Below are 15,420 nucleotides of genomic sequence, written 5' to 3'. Positions count from 1 at the left end.
GACGAACAATGAAGAAGTCTCTCCTGATCGCATCGCTGCTCGCCGCCGTTGCTCTCGCCGCTTGCGGCAAGAAAGAAGAAGCCGCTGCTCCGGCACCGGAAGCTTCGGCTCCGGCTGCTGCTGCTCCGGCTGCTGCCGAAGCATCGGCTGCTGCTGCTGAAGCAACGGCTGCTGCATCGAGCGCAGCGACCTCGGCTGCTGAAGCTTCCGGCGCGGCTGCTGACGCATCCGCTGCTGCTGCTAAGCAGTAATCGGTCTCGACCGATAAAAAAGCCGACCTTCGGGTCGGCTTTTTTACGTCTGTCGCTTTTGCGCCTGCAGGCTTCGCCGGCATATTGCCCGCCCCGCCTCAGGCCCTGACGGGCTGCCACCCCAGTCCTTCGTGCTGGTCCGCCACCAGGATTTCGTCAGACGACACGCCCAGCACCGTGGCCAGTGCCTGGGTGGCCAGCTCCCGGGTATTGTTCTGTTGGCTCAGGTGCGCGGCCACCACGCGCTGCAGCCCCGCATGCGCCACTCGCTCCAGGATGCCGGCCGCCACTTCATTGGCAAGGTGGCCAAAATCGCCGCCAATACGCTGCTTCAACGAATACGGGTAGGCGGAATTGCGCAGCATCTCCCGATCGTGGTTACATTCCAGCACCAGGGCATGCACCCCCGCCAGCCGCGCGGTGACGTAAGGCGTCTCCATGCCGGCATCGGTCAGCACGCCCAGGCGGGCGTCGCCGTCACTTAGCACGAACTGCAACGGCTCACGCGCATCGTGCGGCACGGTGTATGGGAGGATGTGGAGATTGCCGATCACCAACGGATGGTCGGCACCACACACGCGCACGTCGGCCTTGTCCGCCCCGCGCATGTGCGAGGTGGCAAGCCAGGTGCCGTGGCTGGTATGTACCGGCAGGTCGTGACGGGAAGCAAAGGCGTAGGCCGAGCCGACATGATCGCCGTGCTCGTGGGTAACCAGCACGGCATCGAGCTGATCCGGCGTGATGCCGAGCCGCTCCAGCCGCCGCGCGGTTTCGCGAATGCCAAAGCCGCAATCGAGCAACACCCTGGTCGTGGTGGTGCCCTCTTGCGACTCGATCAACAGGGAATTGCCCTCGCTGCCGCTACCGAGAAAGGCAAAGCGCATCATGCGCCCGCCTCCCCTTGCAGCCCGGCGAGCCACCTCGCGGCCGGGCGCCGCGGGGTGGTTTGCGTGACCCGCATGCCGGTCAGCGCAGTTGCTCGTCGAGCAGCGAAAGAATGCGTTTGCCGACTTCGGTGCCTTCCGGCTGGCCCGCATCGTTCTGCACCGTCACGGTCGTGCCGGTGCCATCACCCTTCAGTGCGACGCGATACTTCTTCGCCTTCTTGCTGTCCTCGGTGCCGGTCTTGGTGAACAACTTGGAGAAGAAACCGCGATTGTCCACGGTGTCGCGCGGGTCGACATAGCGCACGTAGTACAGGCCTTGCGCGCGGTCCCGGTCTTCCACCGTGAAGTTCACGCGGTCCAGCGCCAAGCCGACCGAGCGCCAGGCACGGTCGAACGGCTCGGACAACTGCAGTGCCTGGCTGCCATTGACCTGGGTCAGGCTGGCGTTGGCGCTAGGCGCTGCACCCTTTGCGGCAGTGGCACCCGCAGCGGCGGCTGCCGGCGAAGCGGGATTCTTGGCCATGCGGTCGGCCTGCTCCTTCTGCACGCCCAGGCGCTGCGCGAAGCGCGAAAGGAATTCAGCCTCCAGCTCAGGATCGGAGGGGCGCGGCGTCCAGGTCGTGGTCGACTTGTCGATGCCGGTCAGTTGCTCCTGCGCGCCACGGTGGCTGATGAAGACTTCCAGGTTGCCGTTCTGCGAGCGCTCCACGCGCGTGCGGAACTTGTCGCGCTCGGATGTCGAGTACAGCCCGTCGAAGACCTTGCCGATCGTGTTGCGGATGAAATCCTGCGGGATCTTGGCGCGGTTCTCGGCCCAGTCGGTTTCCATGATGCCGGTCTCTGGCGAGTCCTGCACCAGCAGGAAACCGCTCTCCTGCCAGAATTCACGCATCGACTGCCACAGCTTGTCCGCCGGCATGCCGTTGCTGATCACCAGCCAGCGCTGGTTGCCGTCGCGCTCCATGCGGATGCCTTGCGTGGAGGGCAGCACGTTCTCGGTGCCCACCTGCTGCTGCACGACCTTGTTCGACTGGTTGTAGGTCGACAAGGTGGACGTGCCGTTCTGATCCGGCACGGAGTAGCGGCGGTCGCCTTCGATCTTGGTCAGGTCCGGCGGCACGTCCAGCGTGGAGGTGCGCTTGGCGGCGGACTTGTAGTCGATCTTGTCGGGCGCCATCGCGTCGTTGATGCTGCTGCAACCGGACATCGCGCTTGCCACTAGCACGGGCAAGACCAGGGCGGCACGGCCAACTTGCGTTGCACCGTGGCGGTTAAGCTTGAGTTTCATTGACACGCAATCCTAGTTGAGGGATGACGGCAAAACACCGTGCGATCAGCCGAGCAGGCCGGCCGCCGACAGCGCCTTGCGCACCACATCGTGGTATTCCGGTGACAGCGGAGTAAGCGGGAGGCGGATGCCACCCTGCATTCTGCCCAATTGCTGGAGCGCCCACTTGACGGGAATCGGGTTGGCCTCGACGAACATCGCCTTGTTTAGCGCAACCAGTTCCATATGGATGCGACGCGCGGTAATCGCGTCGCCCTTCAGGGCAGCCACGCACAATTCGTGCATCTTGCGCGGCGCCACGTTGGCCGTGACGGAGATATTGCCATGGCCGCCCAGCAGCATCAGGGCAATCGCCGTGGGATCGTCGCCGCTGTAGATGGAGAAGCCCTGCGGCGCATCCTTGATCAGTTGCGCGGCACGGTCGATATTGCCGGTCGCTTCCTTGACGCCGATGATGCCCGGCACCTGCGCCAGACGCAGGATGGTGTCGTGCTGCATGTCGGCCACAGTACGGCCCGGCACGTTGTACAGCACGACAGGCAGTTCCACCGCTTCCGCGATCGTGCGGAAATGGCGATACATGCCTTCCTGGGTGGGCTTGTTGTAGTAGGGCACCACCTGCAGCGACGCATCGGCGCCGACCTGCTTGGCAAACGCGGTCAGCTCGATCGCTTCCTTGGTCGAGTTGCCGCCGGTGCCGGCGATGATCGGGATGCGCTTGTCGGCCTGCTCCACGGCGACGCGGATCAGCTCGCAATGCTCATCCACGTTCACCGTGGGCGACTCGCCGGTGGTGCCGACGATCACGATGCCATCGGTGCCCTCGGCCACGTGCCAGTCGACCAGGGCGCGCAGCGCGGGGAAATCCAGGCTGCCATCTTCCTGCATCGGCGTCACGATTGCGACGATGCTGCCGTTAATCTGTGTCATAACGTTTGAGAATTCGAGAAACGAATACCGCGATTGTACCGGATACCCAAGGCCTTCCGACCGCACCTTCGACCGGGGGAAACCCAAGGCAGTTCAACGCGTGAAGCCCAGGTCTCGCCGACCGGGCCCGCAAATAACCGGGGCCGCACTTCAGCCCGGCAAAGGATACCGCGGCGGCGCTCCGCCGCCCGTTTTGCCTATATCTTCGCGAATCGCGCAAATACGCTGCACAAAGGCAGTTTTAGGCACTTCCAACACACCATCTTCGTAAGCAATCACCCGCAAGATGCCGTGCACGGCATCCAGCAACTCGCCCGGCTGCAACAGGAAATCCGGGTTCGAAGGCTTGCCCACGGTCTCGTTACCAGCCGCGAAGGTTTCGTAAAGAAACACGCCACCCGGCGCCAGCGCAGCGAACAAATGCGCCCAAAGCGGCCTGTGCAGGTAGTTGGTGACCACGATCGCGTCGAAGCCCGGCTCATCCGCCAGCGGCCACGTGCCCTGCTCCAGGTCGGCCGCGCGCGTGGCGACGCCTTCGGGCAAAGCCGCCAGCGCGGCCAATGCCGCCGCATCGCGATCGACGCCCAGCACCGCATGGCCGCGGCGCGCGAACCAGGTGGCGTGCCGGCCATTACCGCAGGCCAGGTCGAGCACGCGGCCGCCCGGGCGCACCAGATGCGCCCAGCGCGCCACCCACGGCGACGGTGCGCCCAGCGGCGCGTGGGGGATGCCCGCCGCCGTGCTCACCGGTACCCCAGGCCCATGGCGGCGCGCACATCGCGCATCGTCTCGCGCGCCACCTGGCTGGCCTGGTCGCAGCCGTGGTCGACAATGGCACGCAGCAGCGCGGGATCGTCCATGTATTTTTGCGCCCGCTCCAGCATGGGCTGCTGTTCGCGCAGGATGCCCTCGATCACCGGCTGTTTGCATTCGATGCAGCCGATGCCAGCGCTGCGGCAGCCCTTCTCGACCCACTCGCGGGTGGGCGTGTCCGTATAGACCTGGTGCAGTTGCCACACCGGGCAACGCGCCGGGTCGCCGGCATCGGTGCGGCGCACGCGTGCCGGATCGGTCGGCATGGTACGTACCTTCTTCTCCACCGACGCCTTGTCCTCGCGCATGCGGATGGTGTTGCCATAGGACTTCGACATCTTCTGGCCGTCCAGCCCGGGCATGCGCGATGCCGCGGTCAGCAGCGCCTGCGGCTCGACCAGGATGGTCTTGCGCGCGCCGCCCAGGTAGCCCAGCAGCAATTCGCGGTCTTCGGCGGCCAGGCTCTGCGACTGCGCCACCAGCGCGCCGCCCTCCTCGAGCGCCTCTGCCTTGCCCTGCTCCTGATAGGCGCGGCGCAGCTCCAGATAAGCCTTGGTGCGTTTGCCGCCCAGCTTTTTGGCGGCTTCCTGCGCCTGCGCCTCGAAGTCCGGCTGGCGCCCGTACAGATAGTTGAAGCGGCGCGCTATCTCGCGCGTGATCTCCACATGCGGCACCTGGTCCTCGCCCACCGGCACACGGCCAGCGCGGTAGATCAGGATGTCGGCGGCCTGCAGCAGCGGATAGCCGAGAAAGCCGTAGGTGGAGAGATCCTTGTCCTTGAGCTTCTCGATCTGGTCCTTGTAGGTCGGCACCCGCTCCAGCCAGCCCAGCGGCGTGCCCATCGACAGCAGCAGGAACAGCTCGGCATGCTCGGGCACGCGACTCTGGATGAACAGCGTGGCGCGCTCGGGATCGACGCCGGCGGCGAGCCAGTCGATCAGCATCTCCCACACGGATTCGCCGATCACCTCCGGCGATTCATAGTGCGTGGTGAGCGCGTGCCAGTCTGCCACGAAGAAGAAACAGGGATATTCGGCCTGGAGCTGGACCCAGTTCTTGAGTACGCCGTGATAGTGGCCCAGGTGCAGCGCGCCGGTAGGCCGCATGCCGGAAAGAACGCGATCGGGAAACATGTCTATCTGTATTTGTGGGAATCGGTGCAGGTACGGGTACGCGTGGTCGGGGTCTGCGCCGGCATGGGCGCCGGCGCCGCGGCGCGGCTTACTGCACCAGCGCCAGGATGGGTTGCAGCATCAGCAACACCAGGCTCCTGAGCGCCCCCATCACCGGCTGCATCCACACTTTGGTGATCACGCCAGCCGCCACCAGCGCCAGCACCACGAAGATGCCATAGGGCTCGATGCGCGACACCGCATGCGCGATCCGCTGCGGCAACAACGCGGTCAGGACGCGGCCGCCGTCGAGCGGCGGCACGGGGAACAGGTTGAACGCAGCCATCACCAGGTTGACCAGCACGCCGGCCTGCGCCATCTGGGTGAAGAACGGCTCCTGCACCCTGGCCACCACCAGGCCTACCGCCACCAGCGCCCACAGGAAGGCCTGCAGCACATTGCTGCCCGGGCCCGCCAGCGCCACCCACATGCCATGCCAGCGCGGATTGCGCAGGTGGTCGAAGGCGACCGGCACCGGCTTGGCGTAGCCGAAGACAAACTGCCCGCTGGTCATGAAATAGAGCAGCAGCGGCACCGCGATGGTGCCGATGGGATCGATATGGCGCGCCGGGTTAAGGCTGACGCGGCCCATCGAGTAGGCGGTGTTGTCGCCAAACAGCTTGGCCACGTAGCCGTGCGCGGCCTCATGCAGCGTGATGGCGAACAGGACCGGCAGGGCGTAGACCGCTAGGGTCTGAATCAGAGAAGAATCCATGGGTCACTATTGTACCGGGGCTGCGGCAAAGCGACTGTTCGGTGGCAATCACAGTCCAAAACGCTCGATATCGCCGCGTCCTTGCCGCACCAGCTCGGGCTCGCCGGCGGTCAGGTCGATCACCGTGGTCGGCTGCGCGGGCGCGGCGCCGCCGCAGATCACCAGTTCCAGCAGTTTTTCCAGCCGGGCGCGGATCACCTCCGGCTCGTTGAGCGGAGCTTCGTCGCCCGGCAACTGCAAAGTAGCCGAAATCAGCGGCTCGCCCACTTCGGCCAGCAGCGCCAGCGGAATGGGATGGTCGGGCACCCGCACGCCAATGGTCTTGCGGGCGGGATGCGAAAGCCGGCGCGGCACTTCCTTGGTGGCCTCGAGGATGAAGACGTAGGGCCCGGGCGTGGCGCCCTTGAGCCAGCGGTACTGCCGGTTATCCACCCGCGCGAAGTTGCCAAGCTCCGACAAATCGCTGCACATCAGGGTCAGATGGTGCTTGTCGTCGATCTCGCGCAAGCGGCGCAGCCGCTCTACCGCGGCTTTGTCGTCGAGCCGGCAGGCCAGCGCATAGCTGGAGTCGGTGGGCAAGGCAATCAGCCCGCCCTGCCCGATGATCTGCGCGGCCTGCTTGATCAGGCGGGATTGCGGGTTGAGCGGATGGATATCGAAGTATTGGGACATGTGCGGGCCTGGGGCGACCGGCCGCGGGATGGGCGCAAACGCCGCGCGCATTCCAGGCCAGTTCTGCGATGGGGAGAAGCGAAGGGAGCGCATGGCAGGTTCGGGAGGGCTGGGCGCGGGGCGGCCGTTGGCCGGCGCGGCTTACCAGTCATGCCAGACCGGGGTGACCGACGACGGCAGCGGCGGCAGCGAGCCCAGCTCGATCCGTCCCTCGCCCGGCCCATGGAAGTCCGAGCCGCGCGAGCCCAGCAGGCCATAGTGATGCGCGACATTGGCATATTGGCGGTACTGTTCCGGCGTATGGCTGCCGGTGACCACCTCGACCGCGGCCCCACCGAGCTGCTTGAACTCGTCGAACAGCGCATCGTGCTGGAGTTGCGTGTAGTTGTAGCGGCCCGGGTGCGCCATCACAGGAATGCCGCCGGCCGCCTGGATCCAGCCCACGGCATCGGCCAGTTTGGCCCAGCGGTGCCCGACATAGCCCGGGCAGCCTTCGCCGAGATAGTCGTCAAACACTTCGCTGATGGTCTTGCACCGCCCTTCTTCCACCAGCCAGCGCGCGAAATGGGTGCGGGAGATCAGGTCGGGATTGCCGACATGGCGCAGCGCGCCCTCATAGGCGCCCTCGATGCCGATCGCGGCCAGCGCTTCGCCAATGTCCTGCGCCCTGGCGGCCCGCCCGGAGCGCGTGGCTGCCAGGCCATTGACCAGCACCTGGCTGCCGGGGTCGATCTGCAAGCCAACGATATGCACGGTCTGCCCGGCCCACGTCACCGAGATCTCCACCCCGGGCACGTAGCGCATGCCAAGCGCCTCGGCCGCGGCCCGCGCCCTGGCCTGGCCCTTGACCTCGTCATGGTCCGTCAGCGCCCAGAACGCCACGCCGCCAGCATGCGCGCGCGCGGCCACATCCTCGGGGGACAACATGCCGTCGGACACCGTGGAATGGCAATGCAGATCTGCGTTGATTGCGTGTGAATTTTGCATGCGTCTATTCTACTCTCGCGATAATTCCGCGTTAATCCAACTTCAATCCGACTTTAATCCCGCGCCAATGCGCGCCGCGTGGGCTGGCCCACACATCCGCGCCGATAGCCCTGCCGCCAACGCTGGCGTAGGCGGCAGGGCCGGCCCCGCGCGGTATAGTTGGGGCCTGACGACCCTCCTGCCGGGCGCCGCCACGCGCGCCGCACGCCAAGCCATGCCGACTCAAACCCCTGCTTGCGCCACGCCTGATTCCCGCACCCCAACCGTCCCGGCCGACGTGATCCGCACCGATGTGCTGATCGTCGGCGCCGGCCCGGTCGGCCTGTTTGCCGCCTTCCAGGCGGGTGTGCTGGGGCTGAAGTGCGAGCTCATCGACGTGCTGGACCGCGCCGGCGGACAGTGCACCGAGCTCTACCCGGAAAAGCCGATCTACGACATCCCCGCAGTGCCGGGCTGCCTGGCGCAGGACCTGGTCGACCGCCTGCTCGAGCAATGCGCGCCGTTCGCTTTTCCCATGCATTTCAACGAGCGCGCCAACGGCCTGGCCGAGGTCCCGCCCGAACCTCACGGCACAGCCGGCCATGAGCACCCGCACCGCCTGCTGGTCACAACCGACACCGGCAAGCGCTTCGACGTGGCCGCGGTGCTGATCTGCGCCGGCGCCGGCGCTTTCGCCCCGCAACGCGTGGCGCTCCCCGAGGCCGCCGCGCTGGAAGACCACCACCTGCACTACGCTGTGCGCGACACCGCGCGCTTCGCCGGCAAGCGCGTGGTGGTGGCCGGCGGCGGAGATTCCGCCCTGGACTGGGCGCTGGCGCTGCGCAAGACCGCGGCGCGCGTTACGTTGCTGCACCGCCGGGAAGGCTTTCGCGCGGCCGACGGTACGGTGGCCGAAATGCGCGCGGCCGTGGCCGCCGGCGAGATGGACTTCGTGGTGGGCATGCTGGGCGCGCTCAAGACCGAGGGTGGCTCCCTGGCCGGGGTCGACATTCGTACCCGGGAAGACACGATCAGCCTGCCTGCCGACGAACTCGTCGCGCTGTACGGCCTCGTCTCCGAGCCCGGCCCGATCGCCCAGTGGGACCTCGACATGCGCGCCGGGCGCATCATGGTGGATACCACCACCTACGAAACGTCCCGCCGCGGCATTTTCGCCGCGGGCGACATCGCCTTCTACCCCAACAAGCAAAAGCTCATCCTCTCGGGCTTCCACGAGGCAGCCCTGGCCCTGCGGCGCGCCTATCACTATGCCTTCCCGGAGAAGGCACTGGTCCATGTGCACACCAGCAACAACGCCACGCTCAAGGAAAAGCTGACGCACGCCTGAGCGCAACAGCCTGCACGGCCCACAGCGTCAGACGCAGAAAGACTCGACCAGCCCGGCCACCACCCGCGGCTGGTCGTGATGCAGCATATGGCCGGCGTCATCGACAATGGCCTCGCGAAAATCGCGAAACGCCTTGAAGCGCTGCTTGAACTCCGCCAGCGGCTGGTCCTTTGCAATGTGGCTGAGCGTTTGCGAATTGCGCGCTTCCACGTGCAGCACCGGCGCGGTGGCCTGCGCCCAGATCGCCATCACCTCGTCGAGCCGGTACAGCACCGGATTGACCATCTTGTGCGCGGCATCGCCCAGGATCTCCCAGCGGCCTTGCGCATTGCGCGCTGACCAGTGCTCGGCCAGGAAGGCGGCGCGGTCATCGGGCAGGCGCGGATTGGTCTTCTGCAGCCGTGCCGCCACCGCCCCCACGCTGTCATAGGAGCGCAACGGCTGGCGCTCGCGCAACTCGTCGAGCCAGCGCGCATAGCGCCCGGGTGCTTGCTCGGCGCGCGTGCCGGTCATGCCAAACCCCTCCAGGTCAACCACGCGGCGCACCCGCTCGGGGCGGATGCCGGCATAGAAGCAGGCCACGTTGGCGCCCATGCTGTGCCCCACCAGGTTCACCGGCGCATCCGGCTGGTAGTGGTCGAGCACGGCCTCGAGATCGGCGACATAGTCGGGAAACCAGTAGGACTCGGTGCCGGGATAGCGCGTAGGCCAGTCGGTCTGGCCAAAGCCGCGCCAGTCGGGGGCGATCACGTGCCAATCGCGTTCCAGTGCGTCCACCATGAACTGGAACGAGGCGGCAACGTCCATCCAGCCATGCAGCAGGAACAAGATGGGCGCACCGGGCTCGCCCCAGTGGCGCACGTGCATATTGAGGCCGCGCAACGTGATAAATTCCGAGCGCGAGGTTTCTCTTATTGTCATGGTGTCTCCCCGGGTGCCTTTTCCCTGATCGTGGCGGACGCTTTCACCCGCGGCAACGGGGAAGCCTAAAAATAGAACGATCGTTCGTTTGCGGATTATAGCGGCAAGCCGGCCCGGCCCGCATCCCGAACGCAACCCAGGAGACCCAGCATGGCCGCACCCGCCCTGCCAGCCAGCCGGCGCGATGACTATCCCGCGCTACATTCGCAATTCCACTGGCATGTGCCCGAGTTTTTCAACCTGGCCGACGCGTGCTGCGGGCGCTGGGCGCGCGACCCAGCCACGATGGATCGCATCGCGGTCCACACCGAGCACGAAGACGGGCGCCGCGCCAGCTACAGCTACGCCTTCATCCAGGCCGAGGCCGATCGCCTCTCCCGGGCGCTGCGCACGCTGGGTGTGGCGCGGGGCGACCGCGTGGGCATCGTCATGCCGCAGCGCATCGAGACGGTGATTGCGCATATGGCGATCTACCAGCTCGGCGCCATCGCCATGCCGTTGTCGATGCTGTTCGGCCCGGAAGCCCTGGCGTACCGCCTCCAGCACAGCGAGGCGTGCCTGGCGATTGCCGACGAATCCTCAATCGACAACGTGCTGGCCGCGCGCGCGGAGTGCCCGGCACTGACCACGGTGATCGGCGTCGGTGCCGCCGTGGGCCGCGCGGAGCACGACTGGGATGCGCTGCTGGCCGCCGAGCTGCCGGCGTTCACCGCGGTGGTGACCAAGGCCGACGAGGCGGCGGTGCTGATCTACACCAGTGGCACCACCGGCCCGCCCAAGGGCGCCCTGATCCCGCACCGCGCGCTGATAGGCAACCTCCCCGGCTTCGTCTGTTCGCAAAACTGGTTTCCCCAAGCCGACGACGTGTTCTGGAGCCCGGCGGACTGGGCGTGGACCGGCGGGCTGTGGGATGCGCTGATGCCCACGCTGTATTTCGGCAAGACCATCGTGGGCTACCAGGGCAGGTTCTCCGCGCAAACCGCCTTCGAACTGATGGCGCGCTATCGCGTCACCAATACCTTCCTGTTTCCCACCGCGCTCAAGCAGATGATGAAAACCTGCCCCGCGCCGAGCGAGCACTACCAGTTGCACCTGCGCGCGCTGATGAGCGCGGGCGAAGCCGTGGGGGAAACCGTGTTCGCCTGGTGCCGCGAAGCGCTCGGCGTGGTCGTCAACGAAATGTTCGGCCAGACCGAGATCAACTACATCGTGGGCAACTGCACCGCGCAGAACAACGATGGCCAGCCAGGTTGGCCGGCGCGCCCGGGCTCGATGGGCAGGCCCTATCCTGGCCACCGCATCGCCGTGGTCGACGACGAAGGCAGGCCCTGCGCGGTGGGCGAGGACGGCGAGGTGGCCGTGTGCAGCACCGACGTCCACGGCCATCCCGACCCCGTGTTCTTCCTCGGCTACTGGCGCAACGAGGACGCCACCGCCGGCAAGTACCTGGAGCACGACGGCCTGCGCTGGTGCCGCACGGGCGACCTGGCGCGCATCGACGAAGACGGCTACCTGTGGTACCAGGGGCGCGCCGACGATGTCTTCAAATCCTCCGGCTACCGCATTGGCCCGAGCGAGATCGAGAACTGCCTGCTCAAGCATCCCGCCGTGTCGAACTGCGCGGTGGTGCCCTCGCCGGACCCGGAGCGCGGCGCAGTGGTCAAGGCGTTCATCGTGCTGGTGCCATCGATCGAGCGTTCGGCGCAGGCCGACGCCGCGCTGGTCGCCGAGCTGCAGCAGCATGTGCGCGGCCAGCTTGCGCCGTACGAGTATCCCAAGGCCATCGAGTTCATCGCGCAGTTGCCGATGACCACCACCGGCAAGATCCAGCGGCGCGTGCTGCGCGAGATCGAAGCCCGGCGCGCCACGCCAGCGCACCCGTAGCACTGGCGGGCGGGCGCGGCCGCAAGGCTCGCACCCGCCCCTGCCCCTGGCACTCAAACCCGCCCCCCAAGCCCCGCCTCCCAGCGTCCGGCCGGCACAACCTGCCGCGCTACGGACAACCGATCGCGCGCATCAATATGCGTCGCCCTCCCGGCAGTCAAGTTTTCGCCGAATCTGACGTTAGCAAGGACATGCGGAGCGCATCGCCATGGCGCATCCCATTCGGCAGATCAGACCACACGTTCCAGTCGCAGGAAGGGGCATCCATGCCAGCTCATTTTTTCCGAGAAATTTATAAGATTATTCGTATAAATGCCAATCGGAACCATTCCATTTTCGCCCTTTTAATAAGGGTAATTCCTATACCCCTCAGTAGCATCAGTACGGTCGATAGCGGCGAATTCCGCAACCTGACCTAACAGATTAGTGCAAAAAAAGGGTTGGGAAAACTCGGATTATCTTGATTGTTTTTCCCAATCTTGGGAAATAAAGTTCCCAAAGAGCACGCAGAAATTTCCCAATGTGCTTCAAGTTAATGACGAACAGGAGATCACGATGAGCACGTTTGCAAGCACCGGCCGCGCCGCCTCCCACCGCTTCGCGCTCCGGCTGCCGTTGGCCCTGGCGAGTGCTTTGCTTTCGGTATCCGCGTGGGCCGCGGATGGCGTGATCTACTTCCGGGGGGCCATCGTCGCGCCCCCCTGCAATACGGAAATCAGCACGAGCGGGACCGCCTCGGTCAATTGCCCGGCAAACGGCACCCATTCCGCGGAGTCTGCCTCCCTGCCGCTGCTGCCTGGCCGGGCCGTCCAGCTGGCGGCCGCGCGCGCCTTTGTCGTGCCCGTGCAATTCTCGGCAGGCCCTGGTGGCGGCAACAAGCAGGGCTATGTCGTGGTGACAGAATACAACTGAGCGGCCTGTCCCTCGAGCCACGCCAGCTCATCCTCGTCGAAACCCGCCGCGCGGCGCGCTGCCAGGTTGAAGGGCGGCCGCAGGCGCGGTGCCTGGTAGCGCGCGGCCAGCTCGGCGTAGGTGGCGACGGGGTCCAGGCCACGGCAGGCGCATAGCCAGCGGTACCAGCGGTTGCCGATGGCGACGTGACCCACCTCGTCGCGCAGGATGATGTCGATGATGGCGGCGGCCTCATGATCGCCCGCGGCTGCGAGCTTGGCGCGCACCGGCGGCGAGGCATCCAGCCCGCGCGCCTCCAGCGTGCGCGGCACCAGCGCCATGCGCGCCAGCACATCGCCGGCAGTCTTGTCCGCCATCTCCCACAGACTGTTGTGCGCCGGAAAATCGCCGTAGCGCGCATCCAGCGTGGCCAGGTGCTGCGCGAGCAGGCTGAAATGCAGCGCCTCCTCGTCGGCCACGCGCAGCCAATCCAGGTAGAAGGCTACCGGCATCGCGTCGAATCGCCAGATGGCATCCAGCGCCAGGTTGATCGCGTTGAACTCGATATGCGCGAGCGCGTGGATCAGCGCCGCGCGGCCAGCGGGCGTATGGATGGACCGCCTCCGCTCCACCCGCTGCGGCGCCACCAGTTCGGGCAGCGGCGGCCGGCCGGGCAGCGGCAGTTCGGCCGCGATCGCCTCGCCGATGCCCAGGGCCTCCGCCTCCTGCGCCATGGCCTCGGCCGCCAGCCGCATCCGGCGCGTGGCCGCGGCCTTCTCGTGCGCGTCGCTGAGGCACAGGATGGCAAGCGCCTGGCGGCGCAAGGACGGCGCCGCCACGCCGGATAAAGCGCCAGGTGCGGCGGCGCGATCGGGGTCAGGGGCGCCAGGAGACGCGGCATCGGGTAGGTTTGCTGGCATAAGCGTAAAATCCGGTTTGCCGCCATTGTAGGGTCCGGCAGGTGGCGCCCTATGCCAGCAGGCCCGCCCACGACCCTTTAAAGCCCGGCGGCAAACCCCATATACCCATACGAACTTGTGCAGGAGACCCCATGGCGCTTTACCAGCTCGGCGACGTTGCCCCCACCATCGATCCGGATGCCTACGTGGCGCCGGAGGCCACCATCATCGGTAACGTGATGCTCAAGGCACGTGCCAGCGTATGGCCAGGCGTGGTGATCCGAGGCGACAACGAGCCGATCGTGGTTGGCGAGTCCAGCAATGTGCAGGAAGGCACCGTGCTGCACACCGACCCCGGCTGCCCGCTGACCATCGGCGACAAGGTCTCGATCGGCCACCAGGCCATGCTGCACGGCTGCACCGTGGGCGAAGGCTCGCTGATCGGCATCCAGGCGGTGATCCTGAACCGTGCGGTGATCGGCAAGGAGTGCCTTGTCGGCGCCGGCGCCGTGGTCACCGAAGGCAAGGTGTTCCCGGACCGCTCGCTGATCCTCGGCGCGCCAGCCAAGGTGGTGCGAGAGCTCACCGAACAGGACGTGGCCAACCTGTATCGCAATGCCGAGACCTACGCCACCCGCCAGGCCATGTACAAGACACAACTCAAACGCATCGACTAAGCGACCAAGGCGCCGCGCCAGCGGCTCCGATTTACCGACGGATCATCGTGACTGACACCACCACCCCTGACACCCTGCAGAAATTCCTGTTCGACGCGGCCCCCGTGCGCGGCGAGCTGGTACGCATGCAGGCCACCTGGCAAGAAGTGCTGCGCCGCAACCATTACCCCACGCCGGTGCGCCGGCTGCTGGGCGAAATGATGTCGGCCGCCGCCCTGCTTTCGGCCAACCTGAAGTTCAACGGCGCGCTGGTGATGCAAGTGCACGGCGATGGCCCGGTGCGCATGCTGGTGGTGGAGTGCTTGTCCGACCTGTCGATGCGAGCAACGGCCAAGCTGGCCGAAGGCGTCACGCTGGCCGATGACGCCACGTTGGCGGATCTCGTCAACGTTAGCGGCCACGGCCGCTTCGCCATCACGCTGGACCCGCAGGACAAGCTGCCCGGGCAGCAGCCGTACCAGAGCATCGTGCCGCTGGCCGACAAGCATGGCCCGATGACGTCCATGACCGCCGTGCTCGAGCACTATATGCAGACGTCCGAGCAGCTCGACACGCGGCTATGGCTGGCCGCCGACGACAAGGTCGCCGCCGGCATGCTGCTGCAAAAGCTGCCCTCCTACGGCGGCACGCTGGAAGGCCACGCCGAGCGTGAGCCCGCGCAAGTGGGCGAAACCGGCGCGCCGCTGGCGGACACCGCCCGCGCGCAGGACCTCGACACCTGGGACCGTGCCTGCCAGCTCGGCGCCACGCTGAAGGACGCCGAACTGCTGGCCGAGACGCCGGACACCTTGCTGCGCCGCCTGTTCTGGGAAGACCTGGAAGCCACCGGCCTGCGTGTGTTTGAGCCGCTGACCCCGCACTTCCAATGCTCGTGCTCGCGCGCCAAGGTGGCGGGCATGCTGCAGAACCTGGGCCGCGTGGAGATTGAAGACATCCTGGTAGAACGCGGCGAAGTGGAAATCCAATGCGATTTCTGCGGCCAGCAGTACCATTTCGACCCGGTCGATTGCGCGCAACTGTTCACGCCGGTGCCTGTGGCTACCGGCGCCGGCGACGGTGCGGGCCAGCAGCACTGAGCGGCAGCGCGCGGGACGGCGATGCGAGCG

Annotated in this window: 16 protein-coding genes; 6 read left to right on the top strand and 10 right to left on the bottom strand. The window is 66.5% G+C overall.

All coding sequences use genetic code 11. The features are described from left to right. The first annotated feature begins 8 nt into the window (after positions 1–8). Positions 9–251 carry a hypothetical protein gene (locus AC1DQR_RS11055; RefSeq protein WP_416048102.1) on the top strand — a complete coding sequence of 81 codons (243 nt, stop codon included), beginning with the start codon at positions 9–11 and terminating at the stop codon, positions 249–251. A 98-nt stretch (positions 252–349) separates the two neighbouring features. Here the strand turns inward: AC1DQR_RS11055 and AC1DQR_RS11050 are convergent, their stop codons facing one another. From AC1DQR_RS11050 to AC1DQR_RS11015, 8 genes are all read right to left on the bottom strand, one after another. Continuing rightward, positions 350–1,138, bottom strand: coding sequence for an MBL fold metallo-hydrolase (locus AC1DQR_RS11050; RefSeq protein WP_416048101.1), 789 nt, complete (start codon positions 1,136–1,138; stop codon positions 350–352). 79 nt (positions 1,139–1,217) lie between these two features. Beyond that, positions 1,218–2,426 (bottom strand): outer membrane protein assembly factor BamC, encoded by a 1,209-nt coding sequence (gene bamC, locus AC1DQR_RS11045; protein ID WP_477133029.1) that lies wholly within the window; start codon positions 2,424–2,426, stop codon positions 1,218–1,220. 45 nt (positions 2,427–2,471) lie between these two features. Beyond that, the gene (dapA, locus tag AC1DQR_RS11040; protein ID WP_416048099.1) at positions 2,472–3,356 is read right to left on the bottom strand and encodes a 4-hydroxy-tetrahydrodipicolinate synthase; all 885 of its coding nucleotides are present in this window, start codon (positions 3,354–3,356) and stop codon (positions 2,472–2,474) included. Positions 3,357–3,506: 150 nt separating this feature from the next. Next, a complete protein-coding gene (locus tag AC1DQR_RS11035; RefSeq protein WP_416048098.1) occupies positions 3,507–4,103 on the bottom strand; it encodes a class I SAM-dependent methyltransferase in 597 nt (198 codons plus the stop codon). Beyond that, complete coding sequence (locus tag AC1DQR_RS11030) at positions 4,100–5,302, bottom strand: tryptophan--tRNA ligase (protein WP_416048097.1); 1,203 nt, start codon at positions 5,300–5,302, stop codon at positions 4,100–4,102. Before AC1DQR_RS11030 ends, AC1DQR_RS11035 begins: the two co-directional genes overlap by 4 nt. An 88-nt stretch (positions 5,303–5,390) precedes the next feature. Further along, positions 5,391–6,056: a site-2 protease family protein gene (locus tag AC1DQR_RS11025; RefSeq protein WP_174422809.1), complete on the bottom strand. Its 666-nt coding sequence runs from the start codon at positions 6,054–6,056 to the stop codon at positions 5,391–5,393. Positions 6,057–6,104: 48 nt separating this feature from the next. Then, positions 6,105–6,728 (bottom strand): L-threonylcarbamoyladenylate synthase, encoded by a 624-nt coding sequence (locus AC1DQR_RS11020; protein WP_416048096.1) that lies wholly within the window; start codon positions 6,726–6,728, stop codon positions 6,105–6,107. 141 nt (positions 6,729–6,869) lie between these two features. Then, positions 6,870–7,715: a 3',5'-nucleoside bisphosphate phosphatase gene (locus tag AC1DQR_RS11015; RefSeq protein WP_416048095.1), complete on the bottom strand. Its 846-nt coding sequence runs from the start codon at positions 7,713–7,715 to the stop codon at positions 6,870–6,872. Positions 7,716–7,929: 214 nt separating this feature from the next. Between AC1DQR_RS11015 and AC1DQR_RS11010 the strand changes: the two genes are divergently transcribed. Continuing rightward, positions 7,930–9,042: an NAD(P)/FAD-dependent oxidoreductase gene (locus AC1DQR_RS11010; RefSeq protein ID WP_416048094.1), complete on the top strand. Its 1,113-nt coding sequence runs from the start codon at positions 7,930–7,932 to the stop codon at positions 9,040–9,042. Positions 9,043–9,069: 27 nt separating this feature from the next. On the opposite strand, the gene AC1DQR_RS11005 is transcribed toward AC1DQR_RS11010, so the two are convergent. Beyond that, on the bottom strand, positions 9,070–9,963 hold the full coding sequence (locus tag AC1DQR_RS11005; protein WP_416048093.1) for an alpha/beta fold hydrolase: 894 nt from the start codon (positions 9,961–9,963) through the stop codon (positions 9,070–9,072). Between the two features lie 150 nt (positions 9,964–10,113). On the opposite strand from AC1DQR_RS11005, the gene AC1DQR_RS11000 reads away from it, so the two are divergent. Both AC1DQR_RS11000 and AC1DQR_RS10995 read left to right on the top strand, forming a co-directional pair. Further along, a complete protein-coding gene (locus AC1DQR_RS11000; protein WP_416048092.1) occupies positions 10,114–11,847 on the top strand; it encodes an acetate--CoA ligase in 1,734 nt (577 codons plus the stop codon). 426 nt (positions 11,848–12,273) lie between these two features. Continuing rightward, positions 12,274–12,759, top strand: coding sequence for a hypothetical protein (locus AC1DQR_RS10995; protein WP_477133028.1), 486 nt, complete (start codon positions 12,274–12,276; stop codon positions 12,757–12,759). Here the strand turns inward: AC1DQR_RS10995 and AC1DQR_RS10990 are convergent. Further along, entirely contained in the window at positions 12,732–13,658 is a 927-nt protein-coding gene (locus AC1DQR_RS10990) for a ferritin-like domain-containing protein (RefSeq protein ID WP_477133027.1), read from the bottom strand. The genes AC1DQR_RS10995 and AC1DQR_RS10990 overlap by 28 nt on opposite strands. Before the next feature lie 131 nt (positions 13,659–13,789). On the opposite strand from AC1DQR_RS10990, the gene AC1DQR_RS10985 reads away from it, so the two are divergent. Both AC1DQR_RS10985 and hslO read left to right on the top strand, forming a co-directional pair. Continuing rightward, the gene (locus AC1DQR_RS10985) at positions 13,790–14,314 is read left to right on the top strand and encodes a gamma carbonic anhydrase family protein (protein ID WP_416048089.1); all 525 of its coding nucleotides are present in this window, start codon (positions 13,790–13,792) and stop codon (positions 14,312–14,314) included. A gap of 47 nt (positions 14,315–14,361) precedes the next feature. Continuing rightward, positions 14,362–15,390: an Hsp33 family molecular chaperone HslO gene (hslO, locus tag AC1DQR_RS10980; RefSeq protein WP_477133026.1), complete on the top strand. Its 1,029-nt coding sequence runs from the start codon at positions 14,362–14,364 to the stop codon at positions 15,388–15,390. The last annotated feature ends 30 nt before the right edge of the window (positions 15,391–15,420 follow it).

The organism is Cupriavidus sp. 05L411, from assembly GCF_056398045.1.
Note: the sequence above shows the minus strand (reverse complement) of the source record. Positions and strands in the feature narration are given on the sequence as shown.